The organism is uncultured Cetobacterium sp. (assembly GCF_947072685.1).
Lineage (GTDB): Bacteria > Fusobacteriota > Fusobacteriia > Fusobacteriales > Fusobacteriaceae > Cetobacterium_A.
Window position 1 is genome coordinate 22,085 of record NZ_CAMTIK010000022.1, and the last position, 14,789, is coordinate 36,873.

Here is a 14,789-nt window from a genome sequence, read left to right on the forward strand (position 1 = left end):
ACAAATTATGGAAAGAGGAAATTTAATGTATTTTAAAAATTTTATTGTTTTTGGAATAAGTCATCAAAATTTAGACTTAGAAGAGAGAGAAAGATTTATAAAAAATGATCCAAATTTTATTGTTGAAAAACTTTTTGAAGAAAAAAAAATATTGGGATATGTAAATTTATCTACTTGCTTAAGAGTGGAGTATTATCTATATTTAGATAAGGAATATTCGATGGAGGAGTTTCAAGAAGAGTTGGGGATAAAAAATGCATTTATAAAGTACGGTCATGAAGCTGTAAATTATTTGTTTAGAGTTACTTGTGGTTTTGAGTCGGTTATAAAGGGTGAGGATCAAATTTTAGCTCAAATAAAAAAAGCTCAACTTTTAAGTATGGAAAATAAAGTTTCGGCATCAAATATAAATGTAATTTTTAACAAGGCTATAGAGTTGGGGAAGAAATTTAGAAATAAAAGCAAAATATCCCATAACGCTCTTTCTTTAGAAGCGATATCTTTAAAATTTATAAAGAATAAAGTGGGCGAGTTAAAAGATAAAAGAATTTTGATTCTAGGGGTTGGAGATTTAGCTAAAGATATAATGGGGATCCTTATGAAAGAGGAGTATAAAAGTTTGACAATAACAAACCGAAGCTACCATAAAGCTTTGGAAATTAGTGATGTATATAATGCAGAGGTTATAAGTTTTGAAAAAAAACTGGAAGAAATTGTGAAAAGCGATATAATAATATCGGCAACATCAGCACCTCATGCAATAATAAAAGAGGGTGAGATAGCTCATCTTTTGGAAAAAGATAAAGATTATATATTTTTAGATTTAGCAGTTCCAAGAGATATAGAGGTAGGATTAGAGGAATTAGAAAATGTCAACTTATATAATATAGATGATGTTTGGGGAGTTTATTACGAAAATTTAGAAAATAGAGAGAACCTTTTGACAAAATATGAATATATGCTTGGAGAGCAGATGCTAAATTTAAGAAAATGGTTTGAATACAAAGAAGGGATAGCATAATGAAAAATAAAATAGTGATTGGAAGTAGAGGAAGTATATTAGCTTTAGCTCAAAGTAAAATGATAATGGGGAGATTAAAAAATAATTTTCCAGAAATAGATTTTGAAGTAAAGGTTATTGTGACAAGTGGGGATAAAGATTTAGTGAGTAACTGGAACAACAGTGACAAATCTTTAAAAAGTTTTTTCACAAAGGAGATAGAACAAGAACTTTTAGATGGGACTGTAGATTTAGCAGTTCACTCGATGAAAGATATGCCAATAATTTCACCGCCAGGGCTTATATGTGGTGCAACTCCAGATAGAGAGGACAATAGGGATGTAATAGTTTCTGTTTCAGGAAAGAGCTTATTAGAGCTTCCTGAAGGAGCAGTAGTGGGGACAAGCTCTTTGAGAAGAACAATGGGTCTTAAAGTGTTAAGACCTGATCTACAGATAAAACAACTGAGAGGAAATATCCATACAAGACTTAGAAAGTTAGATGAAGGGCAGTATGACGCCATACTTCTAGCGGCAGCAGGACTTAAAAGAGTAGGACTTAAAGATAGAATAACTGAAGAGTTAGATTATGATTTAATGATGCCTGCACCAGCTCAAGGGGCGCTTCATATTCAATGTAGAGAAAATGATGAGTATATAAAAAATATTTTAAAATCTATCCATAATCCAGAAATAGAAGAGATTGTAGATATTGAAAGAGAGTTTTCCAGAATATTTGATGGAGGATGTCATACTCCAATGGGATGTACTGGAGAAAAAGCAGATGGAAAGATAACTTTAAAGGGGGTTTATTGTCACAATGAAGTGATGTATAAAGCCGAAGTAACAAGTGAAGAGAGTAAGGGGAAAGAGATTGCTCATATATTAGCAGAGAAAATAAGGGAGAAAATAAATGGCTAACAAATTGGGGAAAGTATATATTATAGGTGCTGGTTGCGGGAATATAGACCTTTTAACACTGAAAGGGAAAAGATGTATTGAGGAAGCGGATTGTGTTATTTATGACAGATTGATTGATCCAAAGGTTTTAAAATTAGCTAAGCATGGTGCTGAGATGATATATTTAGGAAAAGGGAATACTGAGGGTGGACTAATACAAGATGAAATAAATAAAACACTAGCTCAAAAAGCTCTTGAAGGAAAAGTTGTAGCTAGAGTAAAAGGAGGAGATCCTTTTGTTTTTGGTAGAGGTGGAGAAGAGATTGAAGAGATTGTTAAATATTCTATTCCGTTTGAAATTATTCCTGGAATAAGTTCTTCTATAGCTGTTCCGGAATATGCAGGAATTCCAGTTACCCATAGAGGTCTATCAAGATCTTTCCATGTATTTACAGGTCATACAATGGAGAATGGAGAGTGGCATGATTTTACAACTATCGCTAAGCTAGAAGGGACTCTTGTATTTTTAATGGGAATTAAAAATTTAGGTCTTATAAAAGATGATTTAATAAAAAATGGAAAAAATCCTAAGACTCCTGTAGCTATAATAGAAAAAGGGACTAGTGAAAATCAAAGAGTAACTGTTGGAACTTTAGAAGATATTATAGAAAAAGCTGAAGAGCAAAAAATTGTTCCGCCAGCGATAACTATAATTGGTGATGTTGTAAAGATGAGAGATACTTTTAAATGGTTTGAAGAGTTGCCTCTATCAGGAAAAAAAGTTTTAGTGACTAGAGATGAAAAACAAGCGGGAGAGTTTTCGGAGAAGCTTCGTGTGAACGGAGCTACTACAAGAGAATTACCTTTTATAAATATAGAAGATTCATATGATTTTGATGAGAAAAATTTAAAGGATTATAAAGTTCTTCTGTTCAATTCACCAAATGGAGTTAAATATTTTATGAATAATATAAAAGATTTAAGGTCTTTAGGACATCTGAAAATAGGTGTAGTTGGAGCTAAAACAGATGAGCTATTGAGAGAGTATAAAATAATACCAGATTTTATACCTGAAAAGTATATGGGTGTGGAGCTAGCTAAAGAATCAGTAAACTTTACAGATAAAGGGGATAAGGTTTTATTAGTAACCTCTGATATATCGCCGTCGGATTGTGATGCTTGGTCAGAAAAATATGGAAGAAAATTTGAAAAGTTAGTGGTTTACAAAACAGGAAAAACAATATATACAAAAGAAAAAATGGAAGAGGTTTTAGATCAAGTTGAGTATATAACATTTTTAAGTTCATCCACAGTAGAGGCTTTCCATGAAAGTATTGAAGGGGATATTTCAATGGTTGAAAATAAAAAGATGGTATCTATAGGACCTGTAACAACTAAAACTTTAGAAGAATTAGGATATAATGTAGCTTTAGAAGCTAAGATTTTTGATGTTGATGGAGTTGTATCTGTAATAGGAGAGGAATAATATGTTTAATAGAACAAGAAGATTAAGAAGTTCTCAAGTGATGAGAGACCTAGTTAAAAATATAGAATTTTCATTAGATAATTTAATCTATCCTTTATTTATAGAGGAGGGAGAGAACATAAAAGTGGAAATATCATCTATGGCTGGACAATTTAGAATATCTATAGATAGGTTAGAAGAAGAGCTAAAAGAGTTGAAAGAACTGGGAATAAAATCACTTCTATTGTTTGGAATACCCAAAGAAAAAGATGCTGTTGGAAGTCAAGGATATGCTGAGAATGGAATAGTTCAAGAAGCTATAAGATTCATAAAGGGTAAATATCCAGAGTTTTTGATTGTGACAGATGTATGCCTATGTGAGTATACTTCTCACGGGCATTGTGGAGTTTTAAATGGAGAGGAGCTATTAAATGATGAAACATTAAAACTTCTTCAAAAGATTGCACTATCTCACGCTAAAGCAGGAGCAGATATAGTTGCTCCATCGGATATGATGGATGGAAGAGTAAAGGCTATAAGAGAGATTCTAGATGAAAATGGGTTTATAAATCTACCTATAATGTCTTACAGTGTTAAATATTCATCGGCATATTATGGTCCTTTTAGAGAGGCTGCAGATTCTGCTCCAAGTTTTGGAGATAGAAAAACATATCAGATGGATTTTAGAAATTCAAAAGATTATTTAATAGAGGTTGAAAATGATTTAGCTGAGGGTGCAGATATAATAATGGTTAAACCAGGGATGCCATATCTTGATGTAGTGAAGGGTGTAGCGGATGCTATATCAAATCCAGTTGCAATTTACAATGTAAGTGGAGAGTACTCTATGGTAAAAGCAGCAGCAGCAAATGGTTGGATAGATGAAGAGAAAATAGTTATGGAAAACATGTATGCCATGAGAAGGGCTGGGGCTGATATAATAATAACATATCATGCAAAAGATATCGCAAAATGGTTTAAAAGAGGAGCTTAAAATGAGATATACAAATTCAGAAAAGATATATGAAAAGGCTGTAAAAATTATTCCAGGAGGAGTAAACAGCCCAGTTAGAGCATTTAAATCGGTAGATAAAACTTATCCAATATTTGTAAATAGAGGAAAAGGTTCAAAGATATATGATGAGGATGGAAATGAATATATAGATTATATCTGTTCATGGGGTCCGTTGATTTTAGGGCATAACAATGAAAGGGTATTATCAGGAGTGAGAGAAGCCATAGAGCTTGGAAGCTCATTTGGATTACCTACAAAAATGGAAGTTGAACTGGCAGAGCTTATATGTAAATGCTACCCATCAATGGATATGGTAAGATTCACAACTTCTGGGACAGAGGCTACTATGGCAGCAGTAAGAGTTGCTAGAGCTTTTACAAATAGAAATAAAATTTTAAAATTTGAAGGATGTTACCATGGACATTCGGATTCTCTTCTTGTAAGTTCAGGATCTGGGCTTTTAACAGATGGATATCAAGATAGTAACGGGATTACAGATGGAGTGTTAAAAGATACTTTGGTAGCTTCTTTTGGAGATGTAGAAAGAGTGAGAGAAATCCTTTCGACTAAAGAGGTTGCATGTTTAATAATGGAGCCAGTACCCGCAAATATGGGACTTATAAATAGCTCAAAAGAATTTTTAGAAGCGATGAGAGATATATGTGATGAGACTGGAACTCTTCTAATATTTGATGAGGTTATATCGGGACTTAGAGTTTCGTTAGGAGGAGCTCAAGAGTATTTTGGAGTAACTCCAGATATAACAACTCTTGGTAAAATAATAGGTGGAGGTTATCCAGTAGGAGCTTTTGGCGGAAAAAAAGCGATTATGGATATGATTGCACCTGTAGGAAGAGTATATCATGCAGGAACATTATCTGGAAATCCAGTTGCGGTTAGAGCAGGTTATGAAATGGTAAGTTATCTGCTTGAAAATAGAGAGACTTTATACAAAGAGTTAGAAGATAAAGTTAATTATATAACAGATGAAGTGAAAAAAATGTCTGAAAAATATAGAGTTCCAGTTTGTATAAATAAATTAGGGTCGCTATTTACAATATTTTTTACGAATTTAGATGAAATTACATCTTTAAATCAGGTGATAAACTCAAATACAGAGCATTATTCAATATATTTTAATACACTGTTGGACAATGGAGTGGTTGCACCGCCATCAAAATATGAGGCACATTTTGTTTCCACAGCTCATACAAAGGATGATTTAGATAGAACGCTTCAGATTATGGAGATGGCATTTAAAAAAATTGGTGAAATGAATGGAAAGTAGAAAGGCATTTTTTCCTCTATTTATAGATTTAAACAGCAGAGAGTGCTTAGTTGTTGGAGGGGGAAATATAGCTTTAAGAAAAATAAAAACATTGTTAGAATATGGAGCAAAAATTAAAGTAGTAGCTTTAGAACTTTTGCCAGAGATAGAGCTTCTTGATGTTGAAGTGGAGAGACGTAGGTTTGAAGCTATGGATATTCAAAATAAATTTTTAGTTGTTGCAGCAACAGATAATGAAAATTTAAATGAAATGATAGTTGATCTTTGTGATGATAACAATATACTTGTTAACAACATATCTTCAAAAGTATATATGTCAGCAAGATTTACTGCACATATAGAGACGCAGGACTATCAAATAGCTGTTTCAGCTAAAGGAAATCCAAGGGAGTCTGTGAAGTTAAAAAAAGAGATTGTAGAGTTTTTAAAAAATAGATAATGCAAATAAAAAGATAGAGATGTAATCACATACAACTCTATCTTTTTTTATTGCTCATTTAGATCGTTGAATAGCTCTAAAATCTCTTCAGAATATTGTCCATTTTCACTATGAGTGATAAGTGGTGGAAGGATACTTAGAGCATCTTTACCATTTCTAATGCCTTCGATTAAAAGAATTTTAGCAGGTTTATCAATCTTAGAATGGCAAAATTGAACTTTTTTAGGCGTAATACCATATTTTCTCATAGTATCCACAATTTCTAAAAAACGGTCTGGTCTATGGACCATTGCAAAATAGCCTTTGTCTTTTAAAAGTTTAGATGAAACCTCTATCAGTGAATTTAAATCGATAGAGATCTCATGTCTGGCAAGAGTTAGTTGATCTAAATCATTCAATTGATTTTCATTTCCATGAAATTTAAAAAATGGTGGGTTTGTAATAACAACATCTTGAGAACCATTTTTAAAATGTTCTTTCCAGTTTTTCATATCGTCATGTATAACCTCAATCTGCTCGTTGAGATTGTTTAAAATTATATTTTTTTTAGCTAAGTTGGCTGAAATCTCTTGAATTTCAAATCCAGATATTTTAGCTTCAGTTCTTTCGGAAAGAAAAAGAGGGATAGCCCCATTTCCAGTACCCAAATCTACAATTTTTTTTGTTCCTCTTGTAAGTGAAACAAAATTAGAGATTAGAAGAGAGTCCAAAGAGAAGTTGAAAAAATCAGGTCTTTGAATTATTTTAAGATTTTTATTAAGAAGTTGATTAATAACTTCATTTTTTTCTAATGTCATTTTATACCTCCAATATCATTATAGCAAAAAAGGTATAAAATTTGAAACTATATATCTCTAGTTAAAACGATATTAGAATCAGTTCCTAAAATATTTTCCAAGATAATATCCCCAACTTTTCGAGGAGATGTTATCTTTATATTTTTTAATAAAGCCATGCAGTCAAAAATAAGTTCTTTAGGAATAGGTTTGTCAGTCTTAACGGGAACCATATGATGAATTCCACCTTCCACTCTTATAATAGATGTAACAACCCTTTTGGGTGCTATTAGTTCTTCTTTACCATAGACTTCACCCTTAGGGCACGAGTTCCCAGTAACCTTATAGTTGTTTTCAATATCTATTGTCAAATGACACCCCACTGGACATAGAATACAAATCATCTCTTTCATTAAATAACCTCCTGCAATTCGATAGTGATATCTTTAGAAATTCTTTTTAAAAGTACCTCAGGTAAAAGAATTTTTTCCATCTCTCCAGGAGCCAGATGAACTCTTTTGAAACTAGCTATAATATTCTCTCCCTCTCTTACGACAATTTTCTTATTTTTATAGACGTTATTAACTCTCATAAATATTTCTAATTTGTTTTTAATATTGTCAAGATTGATCATCTGCGGAACCGTATAAACAATTCCGTCCCCGGTTTTGATGTTAGAAACATTTTCTAGTTTACAATTTTCAGCAGCGATATAACAAGCAGCAAACTTACCAGCTCGTTCACCCTCTTCACTAACAAAATCTACAAGATCATGTACGTGAACAACATTTCCACAGGCAAAAACTCCAGGAATGGATGTCTCCATAGAATCTGTAACGATAGGACCGTTAGTTCTAGTATCAAGAGTGACTCCGGCTTCTTTAGAAAGATCGTTTTCAGGAATTAGACCAACAGAAAGAAGAAGGGTATCACAGTCGTATTCAATCTCTGTACCAGGTATTGGTTTTCTATTTTCATCAACTTGAGCCACGATAACTTTCTTTAATCTATCCCTTCCTTTTATATCTACTACAGTATGTGATAGTAAAAGAGGAATTCCAAAATCATCAAGACATTGTACAATATTTCTGTTAAGTCCACCTGAGAACGGCATAAGTTCAATAACAGCTTCAACTTGAGCTCCCTCTAAAGTCAGACGTCTAGCCATAATAAGACCGATATCTCCACTTCCAAGTATAACGGCTTTTTTACCCACCATATAGCCTTCCATATTTATATATCTTTGCGCTGCACCAGCAGTGAAAATTCCAGATGGTCTTTCACCAGGGATTGCAATAGCACCTCTTGTTCTTTCTCTACATCCCATAGCAAGAATAACAGAAGCAGCTTCGATCTCTTGGTATCCATCTATAGGGTTGATCATAGAAATAACTCTATCTTTAGAGATATTTAAAACCATGGTATCTAATTTTATTTCAATGGGAGATTCTTTAACCATTTCAATATATCTTTGGGCATACTCAGGACCAGTAAGTTCCTCTTTAAATTTATGAAGTCCAAATCCGTTATGAATACACTGTTGTAAAATACCACCTAACTCTTTATCTCTTTCTAAAATTAAAACTTTTTGAGCACCATTTTCATATGCAGATTTAGCGGCTGCAAGTCCAGCAGGACCTCCACCTATAACAACAACATCATATTTCATTATTTTTTCAACTCCTCTATTAAGATATATGAATTAGCTTTATCTAAAATAATAGTTTTCATATCTTTATTTAACTCTTTTGATAGAATCTCTTGAACTCTGGGACCACAGAAGCCACCTTGACATCTCCCAGAACCAGGTCTACATCTTCTTTTAACAGCATCTAAAGTTACAGCTTTAACTGGTCTGTTTATAGCTTCTACAATCTCACCCTCTGTAATCATTTCACATCGACATATAACTCTTCCAAATCTGCTATCTTCTTTTATTTTCTCAGCTTTTTCTTCAGCTGAAAGGTGCATAAAAGGAGTATGTTTTCTAGGGAAGATAAAATCATTTTTCTCTTTAAGTATAGCACCGGTATTTTTTAATAGATCAACAGCAGCAAGTGTTATAGCAGGAGCAGCAGAGAGACCAGGAGATTTTATTCCAGCAATATCAAAGAAACCTTTAACTGACGATTCTTCAACAATAAAATCACCTCTATCTGACTCAGCTCTTATTCCAGCAAAAGTCCTGATGTTTTCTCTAAAGTTTATATCCTTTATAGAATGGCTACCTTTGAATTTTATATAATCTAATTTCTCAGTGGCAGTAGATAGATCATCTCTATCCTCTAAATCTTGTGCATCTGGTCCCACTAAAAGATTTCCGTGAGCAGTTGGTGTAACAAGGATTCCTTTTCCAAGTTTTGAAGGGCATTGAAAAACGGTATTTATAACCCTTTTACCTTGATTTTTATCTAAAACAAAGTACTCACCTTTTCTAGGGTGTATTTTATAAGATTCAGGAGCAATCATATTATGAATGATGTCAGCATGAACTCCAGCACAGTTGAAGATATATTTTCCATGGAAAACACCAGCTGTTGTAGTTACATTGAACATAGAATCCAATTTTTCAATAGATTCAACTTCTGTATTGAGAAAGAGTTGAACACCGTTTTCAACAGCATTATCCATAAGTCCTTCAGCTAATTCCCAAGGAGAAACAATTCCAGCCGATGAGCAATGAAGAGCTCCGATTGCACCATCATCTACATTGGGTTCAAGCTGTCTAAGTTTATCTTGAGAAACAATAGCTAAACCAGTAACATTGTTGTTGATCCCTCTCTCGTATAAAGTTTTTAAGTGTTCTAATTCATCTTTGTTAAAAGCTAGAACCAAAGAACCGTTTCTTTTGAATGGAACTGAAAATTCCTGACATAGGTTTTCATACATAGAATTTCCTAAAACGTTATATTTAGCCATAAGAGATCCCTCTTTAGCATCATATCCACCATGAACTATAGCACTGTTAGCTTTTGTAGTTCCATTCGAAACATCAGTATCTTTTTCTAAAACAGCGATTTTTAAATTGTACTTAGAAAGTTCTCTAGCGATACCAGTTCCAATAATACCAGCACCAATGATTAAAACATCATACATAATATACCCTCCTAGTTATATAGCAAAAAAGAGAGCCGAAAAAGAAGGATGGGTTAATATCCGTCTTTTTTTAGCTCTCTTCATCTCTATTGCTATTATTTAATTTTTATTTATAACACAATATACTACTTTTTTTTGAATTAGTCAAGTTCCCATTCCAAAGATCTTTCAACAGCTCTTTTCCACTTGCTGTGTTTTTTATCTCTATCCTCTTCGGACATATTAGGTATGAAAGTTTTTTCAAGGCACCAGTTCTTTTTGATTTCACTTTTATCATTCCAGAACCCTACAGAGAGTCCAGCTAAGTATGCTGCACCTAAAGCGGTAGTTTCAAGAGTGGATGGTCTGTCCACTGGTTTTCCAATGATATCAGCTTGGAATTGCATTAAGAAATTGTTAGCAGATGCACCACCATCAACTTTTAAAGATTTTAACTCAATGCCAGAATCCTCTTGCATAGCTTCTAAAACATCTCTTGTTTGATAAGCAATAGACTCAAGAGTAGCTCTAATTATATGGTTTTTATTGGCTCCTCTAGTTAATCCTACAATAGCTCCTCTAGCATACATATCCCAATGTGGAGTTCCTAAACCAACAAAAGCTGGAACAAAATATACTCCCCCATTATCTTTAACTTGAGTTGCAAAATATTCAGTATCTTTTGAATCAGAAATTAGTTTCATCTCATCTCTTAACCATTGAACAGCAGCTCCAGCAACAAAGATACTTCCCTCAAGAGCATACTCTATTTTTCCATCAAGACCAATTGCAATTGTAGTAAGAAGCCCGTTTTTACTTGGGTACATTCTACTACCGGTATTCATAAGCATGAAACAACCAGTTCCATAAGTATTTTTAGCTTCCCCTTTTTCAAAACAAGCTTGTCCAAACAGTGCAGCTTGTTGATCTCCAGCAACTCCACAGATAGGAACTCTATGTCCACCTTTTCCACCAAGATTTGCATAACCAAAAGTTCCACTTGAGTTCTTAACTTCAGGAAGGAGAGATTTAGGGATGTTGAGTTCGTTTAAAAGTTTTTCATCCCAACATAGATCTTTGATATTATAGATCATAGTTCTTGATGCGTTTGTATAGTCTGTAGCGTGAGATTTCCCGTTAGTTAACTTCCAAATTAACCAAGTATCAATTGTACCGAATAAAAGTTCCCCTTTTTCGGCCTGTTCTCTAGCACCTTCGACATTATCTAAAATCCATTTAATTTTAGTTCCTGAGAAATAGGCATCCACAACTAAACCTGTATTCTCTCTTATATATTCAGCAAGGCCTTTAGCTTTTAAATCATCACATATACTAGCTGTTCTTCTGCATTGCCAAACTATAGCGTTGTAAACAGGTTTACCAGTAAGTTTGTTCCAAACAACAGTAGTTTCTCTTTGATTGGTGATTCCTATTCCTATAACATCGTGTTGAGATATTCCAGATTTAGCGATGGCTTCAGCTAAAACTCCACTTTGACTAGCCCAAATTTCCATAGGATCATGCTCAACCCAACCCTCCTTAGGATAGATTTGTCTAAACTCTTTTTGAGCGCTAGCAACAATGTTTTGTTGTTCGTCAAAAATAATTGCTCTTGAGCTAGTTGTTCCTTGATCTAATGCGATTATATATTTCATAAAAACCTCCTAAGTTTATCTAAATAGCGCTGCAAAAGTGATTGCTCCAATAATTCCACCTACGATAGGTCCTGCAACTGGAACCCAAGCATAACTCCAATCAGAAGAGCCTTTATTAGCCATAGGAAGGAATGCGTGAACAATTCTTGGTCCTAAATCTCTAGCTGGATTAATAGCATAACCCGTAGGGCCACCTAAACTTAATCCTAAACTCCAAACATAGAAACCTGCTAGTAAAGGACCTAATATTCCTGTAAATCCTCTAACCATGTCTCCGTTTGGTAGAGTCGCAGTAAAGGCCTGATTGTTTGCATGACCAATAGCTAATAATCCAAAAACAAGCATAAAAGTTCCAATTGTTTCAGTTATAAAGTTCCATTTTAAATCTCTAATAGCTGGACCGGTAGAGAAAGAAGCTAGAATAGCCCCTTGATCAGTTGTTTCATCATAATGTCTTTTGTAAGCAAGATATACAAAAATTTGACCGAACATAGCACCAAAAATTTGAGCTAAAACATAACCTAAAACAAGGTTTGTAGGGAAAAGTCCTGCCATAGCAAAACCGACTGTAACAGCAGGATTTAAATGACCACCACTGATCCAACCGACAGCATAAGCTCCAGCCATAACTGCAAATCCCCAAGCAGTAGTAATTACAATCCAACCGGAATTATTTCCCTTACTTTTGTTAAGTACAACGTTAGCAACAACTCCATTACCGAGTAAAACTAAAATTGCAGTTCCAATAAATTCAGCTAAAAAAACGTTCATGATACCCTCCTAGATAATTTATTTATATTAAAAAAAGCTATTCAAAAAAAAGTTGTGTTCCTTTTGTTGAATAGCTTCTCTAATATCTCTGCTATACTAATCAATAATATTTAATTTTGTTGTAGATATAGCGATAGCTCCACTATTCAAGGCAATTTCAACATCTTCTTCATCGGATATTAAACCACCTGCAATGATGGGGATACTACTTTTTTTAGAAAGTTTTTGAATAATTTTAGGCATAATACCAGGCAGAATTTCAATAGCATCAATAAATGTTTCGTTAAAAAGTTTAAGAGTTGTATTTAAGGAGAGTGAATCAATTAGAAAACATCTTAAAACAACTAAAAAACCAACTTTATGTGCATATTTAGCCACTTGAGATTTTGTAGTGATTACGCCATCGGCAAAAGTATTATCTCTTAAGTAATCTATCGCAGAGTTATCTTTAGTATTAAGACCTTGGATCATATCAAGGTGAATAAAGCAAAGTTTTCCACTTGCTTTTATTTGTCGAGTAGTTTCTTCTATTGAGCAGATATCACTACTAAGTAGAAATATGATTTTAGAAGAACTTGAAATAGCATCTTCAAGACTATTGCTATTTTTGACAGCTAAAATTTTTTTGTTTTCAATTAAAATTTGTTTGAATTCTGAGGACATTTGAAGACTCCTTATGTAACTTATCAATAACAAGTATACTATATTAATTTTAAATGTCAATATAAAAACCATGAAATATTAAAATTTGACAAATGGAAAAAACTGAAGTATATAAGGGGAATAAAGGTAAAAAATGGAGGTAACTATGAAAAAATTAATCAATGAAAAAAAGAATATTGTAAAAGAGATGGTTGAAGGAATGATAAAAGCTTATCCTCAAAAATTAGAAGGATTGAAGGGTACATACATAATACTCAGAAAAGAAAAAAAGAATGGAAAAGTGGGTCTCGTGAGCGGTGGAGGAAGTGGTCATGAACCATCTCATGCTGGGTTTGTAGGCTATGGAATGCTTGATGCAGCAGTAGCGGGAGAGATATTTACATCTCCAAGTGCAGATAAAGTTTATGAAGGAATAAAAGCAGTGGATTCGGGTGCGGGAGTATTACTTATAATAAAAAATTACAGTGGGGATGTAATGAATTTTGAAATGGCAGCAGAAATGGCAGAAATGGATGGTATAAAAGTAAGAAAAGTAATAGTAGATGATGATATAGCTGTTGAAAATAGTACCTATACAGTTGGTAGAAGAGGGATTGCAGGGACAGTGTTTGTTCATAAAATTTTAGGAGCAGCGGCAGAAAAAGGATATTCTTTAGAGGAGCTAGAGAAGTTGGGAGCTAGAGTTGTTAAAAATATAAAAACGATGGGAATGGCTTTGAAACCATGTACAGTGCTAACGACTGGGAAAACTAGTTTTGATTTGGAAGAGGATGAAGTTGAAATAGGTTTGGGAATACACGGTGAACCTGGAACTCATAGAGAAAAAATTCAGAGTGCGGATAGACATACGGAGTATCTTTTAGAAAAAATTTTAAATGAGAGCGATATAGCTGATGAAAAAGTGGCTGTTCTTGTAAATGGATTGGGAGAGACAACCTTAATTGAATTATTTATTATAAACAATAAAGTGGCGGATATATTAGATCTAAAAAATATAAATGTTGTAAAAACATTGGTTGGGAATTATATGACATCTCTTGATATGGGTGGATTTTCAATAACTATATTGAAACTGGATAAAGAGATAGAGGAGTTATTAGGAGAAAAATCTGACACAATAGCTTTAAAAACTTTTTAGGAGGGCAAAAGATGGTAGTTTTAGAAATAGTTGAAAATATAGCCGATATAATAGAGCAGGAAAAAGATTATTTAACTGAATTGGATAGAGCTATTGGAGATAGTGACCATGGGACAAATCTATCTAGAGGATTTCAAAAGATTAAAGAGGAGAAAGAAGAGTTGAAAATGCTGAATTCTTCGGATTTATTCAATAGAATGGCAATGATTTTAATTTCAAATGTAGGTGGTGCTTCAGGTGCAATATATGGAACTGGCCTTATGAAAATAGCTCAAAGTTTAAAGGGGAAAGATACTTTGGATATGGATACAATGATTGTGGCCCTAGATGCGATGATAGCGGGAATAAAGATGAGAGGCAAGGCGGAACTAGGAGAAAAAACAATGCTGGATACAATCGTTCCAGCTGTTGAAGTTTTAAAAGTTGATAAAAATAAAAGTTTAAATATTCTTTTAGAAGAGGTGGAGACAGCTTCTAAAAAAGGAATGGAATCGACAGAAAATATGATGGCAACAAAAGGAAGGGCTAGTTATTTAGGTGAAAGAAGCAGAGGACATATAGACCCCGGAGCGATGTCTTCATATTTAATAATAAAAACAATCTGT

At 33.5% G+C, this 14,789-nt stretch carries 15 protein-coding genes; 8 read left to right on the forward strand and 7 right to left on the reverse strand.

Features of this window, described 5'->3' with window-relative positions; all coding sequences use genetic code 11:
- Window positions 1-25: 25 nt before the first annotated feature.
- Genes hemA through Q0V67_RS08295 form a run of 6 tightly spaced genes read left to right on the forward strand, consistent with a single transcriptional unit; the run spans window position 26 to window position 6,106 of the window.
- Complete coding sequence (hemA, locus tag Q0V67_RS08270) at window positions 26-1,021, forward strand: glutamyl-tRNA reductase (RefSeq protein WP_297598633.1); 996 nt, start codon at window positions 26-28, stop codon at window positions 1,019-1,021.
- Window positions 1,021-1,920 carry a hydroxymethylbilane synthase gene (gene hemC / locus Q0V67_RS08275; RefSeq protein ID WP_297598635.1) on the forward strand — a complete coding sequence of 300 codons (900 nt, stop codon included), beginning with the start codon at window positions 1,021-1,023 and terminating at the stop codon, window positions 1,918-1,920. The genes hemA and hemC overlap by 1 nt, the downstream gene beginning before the upstream one ends.
- Window positions 1,913-3,385 (forward strand): uroporphyrinogen-III C-methyltransferase, encoded by a 1,473-nt coding sequence (gene cobA / locus Q0V67_RS08280; RefSeq protein ID WP_297598637.1) that lies wholly within the window; start codon window positions 1,913-1,915, stop codon window positions 3,383-3,385. Before hemC ends, cobA begins: the two co-directional genes overlap by 8 nt.
- 1 nt (window position 3,386) lies before the next feature.
- On the forward strand, window positions 3,387-4,358 hold the full coding sequence (gene hemB, locus Q0V67_RS08285; protein ID WP_297598638.1) for a porphobilinogen synthase: 972 nt from the start codon (window positions 3,387-3,389) through the stop codon (window positions 4,356-4,358).
- A 1-nt stretch (window position 4,359) separates the two neighbouring features.
- Window positions 4,360-5,667, forward strand: a complete 1,308-nt coding sequence (hemL, locus tag Q0V67_RS08290; RefSeq protein WP_297598639.1) for a glutamate-1-semialdehyde 2,1-aminomutase — start codon at window positions 4,360-4,362, stop codon at window positions 5,665-5,667.
- Window positions 5,657-6,106 (forward strand): bifunctional precorrin-2 dehydrogenase/sirohydrochlorin ferrochelatase, encoded by a 450-nt coding sequence (locus Q0V67_RS08295; protein ID WP_297598640.1) that lies wholly within the window; start codon window positions 5,657-5,659, stop codon window positions 6,104-6,106. The genes hemL and Q0V67_RS08295 overlap by 11 nt, the downstream gene beginning before the upstream one ends.
- A gap of 47 nt (window positions 6,107-6,153) precedes the next feature.
- Here the strand turns inward: Q0V67_RS08295 and Q0V67_RS08300 are convergent, their stop codons facing one another.
- The 7 genes from Q0V67_RS08300 to Q0V67_RS08330 form a co-directional block, all read right to left on the reverse strand.
- The gene (locus Q0V67_RS08300) at window positions 6,154-6,903 is read right to left on the reverse strand and encodes a tRNA1(Val) (adenine(37)-N6)-methyltransferase (RefSeq protein ID WP_297598641.1); all 750 of its coding nucleotides are present in this window, start codon (window positions 6,901-6,903) and stop codon (window positions 6,154-6,156) included.
- 47 nt (window positions 6,904-6,950) lie between these two features.
- A complete protein-coding gene (locus Q0V67_RS08305) occupies window positions 6,951-7,295 on the reverse strand; it encodes a DUF1667 domain-containing protein (protein ID WP_297598642.1) in 345 nt (114 codons plus the stop codon).
- Entirely contained in the window at window positions 7,295-8,551 is a 1,257-nt protein-coding gene (locus Q0V67_RS08310) for an FAD-dependent oxidoreductase (RefSeq protein ID WP_297598643.1), read from the reverse strand. Before Q0V67_RS08310 ends, Q0V67_RS08305 begins: the two co-directional genes overlap by 1 nt.
- A complete protein-coding gene (locus Q0V67_RS08315) occupies window positions 8,551-9,978 on the reverse strand; it encodes an NAD(P)/FAD-dependent oxidoreductase (RefSeq protein WP_297598645.1) in 1,428 nt (475 codons plus the stop codon). Before Q0V67_RS08315 ends, Q0V67_RS08310 begins: the two co-directional genes overlap by 1 nt.
- Before the next feature lie 140 nt (window positions 9,979-10,118).
- Window positions 10,119-11,612 carry a glycerol kinase GlpK gene (gene glpK / locus Q0V67_RS08320; protein WP_297598647.1) on the reverse strand — a complete coding sequence of 498 codons (1,494 nt, stop codon included), beginning with the start codon at window positions 11,610-11,612 and terminating at the stop codon, window positions 10,119-10,121.
- A gap of 15 nt (window positions 11,613-11,627) precedes the next feature.
- Complete coding sequence (locus Q0V67_RS08325) at window positions 11,628-12,383, reverse strand: MIP/aquaporin family protein (RefSeq protein WP_297598649.1); 756 nt, start codon at window positions 12,381-12,383, stop codon at window positions 11,628-11,630.
- A 96-nt stretch (window positions 12,384-12,479) separates the two neighbouring features.
- Window positions 12,480-13,046: a glycerol-3-phosphate responsive antiterminator gene (locus Q0V67_RS08330; RefSeq protein WP_297598651.1), complete on the reverse strand. Its 567-nt coding sequence runs from the start codon at window positions 13,044-13,046 to the stop codon at window positions 12,480-12,482.
- Window positions 13,047-13,191: 145 nt separating this feature from the next.
- On the opposite strand from Q0V67_RS08330, the gene dhaK reads away from it, so the two are divergent.
- Window positions 13,192-14,184, forward strand: coding sequence for a dihydroxyacetone kinase subunit DhaK (gene dhaK, locus Q0V67_RS08335; protein WP_297598653.1), 993 nt, complete (start codon window positions 13,192-13,194; stop codon window positions 14,182-14,184).
- Window positions 14,185-14,195: 11 nt separating this feature from the next.
- The coding region (gene dhaL / locus Q0V67_RS08340; protein ID WP_297598654.1) for a dihydroxyacetone kinase subunit DhaL at window positions 14,196-14,789 on the forward strand (594 nt) is incomplete at its 3' end.